Here is a 2660-nt window from a genome sequence, read left to right as displayed (position 1 = left end):
AGCTGGTGACGGGCCGGGTGTGGAAGGGTACGGCGTTCGGCGGCGCCAAGGGGCGCACGGATGTGCCGAAGATCGTCGACTGGTACATGGAGAAGAAGATCAACATCGACGACCTGATCACGCATCTGCTGCCGCTGGAGCGCATCAACGAGGGCTTCGACCTGATGCATCGCGGCGAATCGATCCGCAGCGTCGTGGTGTATTGATGCTGGACAAAGCCTTCATGGTGAGCCTGTCGAACCATGAAGGCCTCGCACAACCGCGGTGCGACCGCTTCATGGTTCGACAAGCTCACCATGAAGCGGCTTCGAGCATCGCCATCGGCAAAGGAGGAACGCCATGAAAGTCGGACCGGCGATCGCCGAGATTCTCAAGCGTGAAGGCATCGAGATGGTCATCGGCTACCCGGTGAACCATATCCTGGAGCATGCGGCCGAAGCCGACATCCGGCCCATCATCGTGCGTCAGGAGCGCATCGGCCTGCACATGGCCGACGCCATCTCGCGACTGACACGCGGCAAGAAGATGGGCGTGTTCTGCATGCAGCACGGGCCGGGTGCCGAGAACGCCTATGGCGGCGTGGCCCAGGCCTTCGGCGAATCGGTACCGTTGCTGGTGATGCCGATGGGCTATCCGCGGCGCATCGCGCATATCCCGCCCAACTTCAACTCCAGCGTCGCCATGGCGCAGGTGTCCAAGCACGCCGAGCCGATCTCGTCGGGCAAGGAGCTGCCCAACATCATGCGCCGCGCCTTCGCGCAGCTGCGCAACGGCCGCGGCGGGCCGGTGGTGATCGAGGTGCCGACCGACGCCTTCGCCGAGGAGGTGCCGGAGCCGATCGACTACACGCCGGTGTTCTCGACCCGCAGCGCGCCCGATCCCGAAGCCGTGCGCACCGTCGCCAAGGTGCTGGTCGAGGCCAAGCGGCCGGTGATCTATGCCGGCCAGGGCGTGCACTGGGCCAATGCCTATGCCGAGCTGAAGGCGCTGGCCGAGCTGCTGGCGATCCCGGTCTGCACCAGCCTGCAGGGCAAGAGCTGCTTCGACGAGACGCACCCGCTGGCGCTGGGCTCCGGCGGCCGCGCGATCCCCAAGCCGGTGCATCACTTCCTGCAGAAGAGCGACGTCATCCTCGGCATCGGCTGCAGCTTCACCGAGACCAATTTCGGCGTCGCCATGCCCAAGGGCAAGACGATCATCCACGCCACGCTCGATCCGGGGCATCTCAACAAGGACGTGCGCGCGCAATACGGCCTGGTCGGCGACGCCCAGCTGACGCTGCAGGCGCTGATCGAGGCGTGCAAGCCGCTGCTGAAGGGCAGCAAGCGCGATGCGTCGGCGACGGCGGCCGAGATCAAGGCCGTCGAGGCCGAGTGGCTGGAGGCGTGGAAGGCCAAGCGCGAGTCCAACGATGCGCCGCTGAACCCCTATCGCGTGCTGGCCGAGCTGCACAAGACGGTCGACGTCGCCAACACCATCATCACGCACGATGCCGGCAGCCCGCGCGACCAGCTCTCGCCGTTCTGGAAGACCACGACGCCGCTCTCCTATATCGGCTGGGGCAAGACCACGCAGCTGGGCTACGGCCTGGGCCTGGCGATGGGCGCCAAGCTCGCCTGCCCCGACAAGCTCTGCATCAACGTGTGGGGCGACGCCGCCATCGGCTTCACCGGCATGGATTTCGAGACCGCGGTTCGCGAGCGCATCCCGATCCTGTCGATCCTGCTCAACAACTTCTCGATGGCCATCGAGCTTCACATCATGAAGGTCTCGACCGAGAAGTACCGCGCCACCGACATCTCCGGCGACTACGCCGCCATGGCGCGCGCCTTCGGCGGCTACGGCGAGCGCGTCACCAAGCCCGAGGACATCGCGGGCGCGATCCAGCGCGGCATCGAGCAGACCAGGCAGGGCAAGCCGGCGCTGCTGGAGTTCATCACCTCGAAGGAAGTCTCGATCTCGACGTTCAAGGATTGAGCCGCCGCACTGTCATCCCGAGCGCAGCGAGGGATCTCCCGCGACTGACGCACCGCGCATCAAGTCGCGGGAGATCCCTCGCTGCGCTCGGTATGACGCGTTGACGGCGCGGATGCTCACCCGCGCCGCGCCTCGATCATCTTCCAGCCGTTGCCTGACGGATCGCGGAAGCCGGCATCGACGGCGCCGTAGCGGTCCACCGGTTCCTGCGTGAACTCCACGCCGCGGGCGCGCATGCGCTCGTAGGCGGCGCAACAATCGTCGACGATCAGCACCAGCGGCGGCATGGCGCCCTTCGCCACGATCTCGCGCACCGTCTGCGCCGTCGCCGCGTCGAGCGCCGGCGGCTGCGGCGCGAACAGGCCGAGCTGGAAGGACGGCTGGTCCGGATGCTGCACCGTGAGCCAGCGATAGTCGCCGTTGCGCGCGTCGGTATGGACGCGAAATCCGAGCTTCCCGACATAGAACTGCAGGGCCTCGTCCTGATCGCGGACATACAGGCCGACCACCCCGACACCTTGGCTCATGGGACCTCCGTTTCTTCGGACCCGCCCTTCCTAGCCCAACTTTCCCTACTGGCGAGTAGCGAAGGCAGAAAGTGTAATCGAATCAACGGCGGCTCGTGAAAGGTCTTCACTACATGGCGGGCTCGGGCTGGCGGTCGAGGGCACCGGCGGCAGTGA

The 2660-nt window shown here is 66.2% G+C and carries 2 protein-coding genes and 1 pseudogene; 2 read left to right on the top strand and 1 reads right to left on the bottom strand.

Features of this window, described 5'->3' with window-relative positions; translation table 11 throughout:
- Both FHP25_RS40410 and FHP25_RS40405 read left to right on the top strand, forming a co-directional pair.
- Positions 1 to 206 (top strand): annotated as a pseudogene (locus FHP25_RS40410) (S-(hydroxymethyl)glutathione dehydrogenase); the annotation flags it as partial.
- A 133-nt stretch (positions 207 to 339) separates the two neighbouring features.
- A complete protein-coding gene (locus tag FHP25_RS40405; protein ID WP_147852676.1) occupies positions 340 to 1977 on the top strand; it encodes a thiamine pyrophosphate-requiring protein in 1638 nt (545 codons plus the stop codon).
- A 116-nt stretch (positions 1978 to 2093) separates the two neighbouring features.
- Here FHP25_RS40405 and FHP25_RS40400 read toward each other — a convergent pair whose 3' ends face one another.
- Positions 2094 to 2504 (bottom strand): VOC family protein, encoded by a 411-nt coding sequence (locus tag FHP25_RS40400; protein WP_147852675.1) that lies wholly within the window; start codon positions 2502 to 2504, stop codon positions 2094 to 2096.
- Positions 2505 to 2660: the final 156 nt, after the last annotated feature.

It is taken from the genome of Vineibacter terrae (assembly GCF_008039615.1).
GTDB lineage: Bacteria > Pseudomonadota > Alphaproteobacteria > Reyranellales > Reyranellaceae > Vineibacter > Vineibacter terrae.
This window is presented reverse-complemented; position numbering and strand designations above follow the sequence as displayed.